We start from the raw sequence: 1,381 nt of genomic DNA on the forward strand, positions 1-1,381 counted from the left end.
GCTATCGGCTCTGCCGCACCTTCCCCGGAGCCAGCAGCATCGGCCTCGCCGGATGCGAAGCAAGCGCCGGCTCCCAAGGCCGAAGCTTCCGCTTCGGCGTCCAGTCCCCGCAAGGCTTCCGGAACGCCTTCCTCCGGAGGGACGCAGGCAGCGGCCAGCCCCAAGCCTGCGTCCAGTCCCGTCCGCAGCGCTGAGGCCAAGCCGTCCGGCGCTGACCGGAAGGCTCCAGCTGCCGCCACCCCTGCCTCTACCCGCAAGCCGGTCTCGCCTTCGCCATCCGCTGATTCGGCATCGAGCAGCGGCAAGCCGGAAGCGGCGCCCTCCGCGTCTCCGCGTAATACCGGAGGGGAGACGGCGGTTAAAGGTCCAGATGGCGGGAACACATCAGGGGTGGTGAAAATCGGCTGGTCGGATTTTTTTGACGGGGGCGACCAGACCCGGCCATCCGAGCGCTTCTGGGATCTTAGCGAGGGCAAAAGTCAAGTGACGATCAAAGGCTTCATGGGCGAGGTGCTCTCCTTCGAGAAGCACTGGTTCCTGCTGATCCCTCAGCCCGGCGCCGAATGCCCGTTTGACAACGGGGACGAAACGTATTGGAACAAGATCATGATTGTCTTTGTGCCGGACAACGTCAAGCTGAGGCATAAATCGGGTCCGCTGCAGGTGACGGGACGACTTGAGGTAGGCATCAAAATCGACGAGTCGGGGTACAAGACCATGTTCCGGCTGTACGACGCTTCCTTTGAAGAAATAACGGAATAACTTGAATTACAGGGGGGCTCCCTTGCAAGGGGGCCTCCCTTTCCTTATGAGCAGCTTCCGCCGTTCAAGGCGGTATTGCTATATTTTCTCGCTTCCCGGCAGCCAGGCGTCGCTACTGTAGCCCCGCTGCTCCCAGTAGCCGACATGATCCCCTTTGATCAACTCAATGCGATTAAGCCATTTCACCGATTTGTAGGCATACATTTGCGGAACGACGAGCCGCACCGGACCGCCCAGCTCATTCGAGATCGGCCTGCCGTCATGCATGACGGCAACGAGCACATCGTCCATCCGCGCTTGCTCTAACGTCAGCGAATCGGTGTATACGCCGTCTCCGGAATAGAATTTAACGCTTGTCGCCGTACGCTGCACCCCGGCCATGTCCAGAAGCTTCGCCAGCGGGATGCCTTCCCATGTATTTTTGTAGACCGACCAGCCAGTAATACAGTGAAAATCGCTCACCTGTACCTCCCGCTGGAGCTTGACGAACTGCTCCCAGTTCCAGTGCAGCTTGTTGTCCACCAGACCGTCGACCTTGAAGGACCAATTGGAGTTGTCAAAGGAGGGGATATCCGTCACCGTGTAGACCCGGAAATGCCCCTCGGCTCCCCCCCCCATC

At 59.8% G+C, this 1,381-nt stretch carries 2 protein-coding genes; one reads left to right on the forward strand and one right to left on the reverse strand.

Annotated features, from left to right (window positions below):
• Positions 1-762 (forward strand): hypothetical protein (locus L692_RS32685; RefSeq protein ID WP_036723401.1); only part of this gene is annotated, 762 nt, incomplete at its 5' end.
• Positions 763-840: 78 nt separating this feature from the next.
• Here L692_RS32685 and L692_RS0112210 read toward each other — a convergent pair.
• Positions 841-1,381: molybdopterin-dependent oxidoreductase (locus L692_RS0112210; RefSeq protein ID WP_025700216.1), on the reverse strand; the 541-nt coding region annotated here is incomplete at its 5' end.

It is taken from the genome of Paenibacillus forsythiae T98 (genome assembly GCF_000520735.1).
GTDB lineage: Bacteria > Bacillota > Bacilli > Paenibacillales > Paenibacillaceae > Paenibacillus_AQ > Paenibacillus_AQ forsythiae.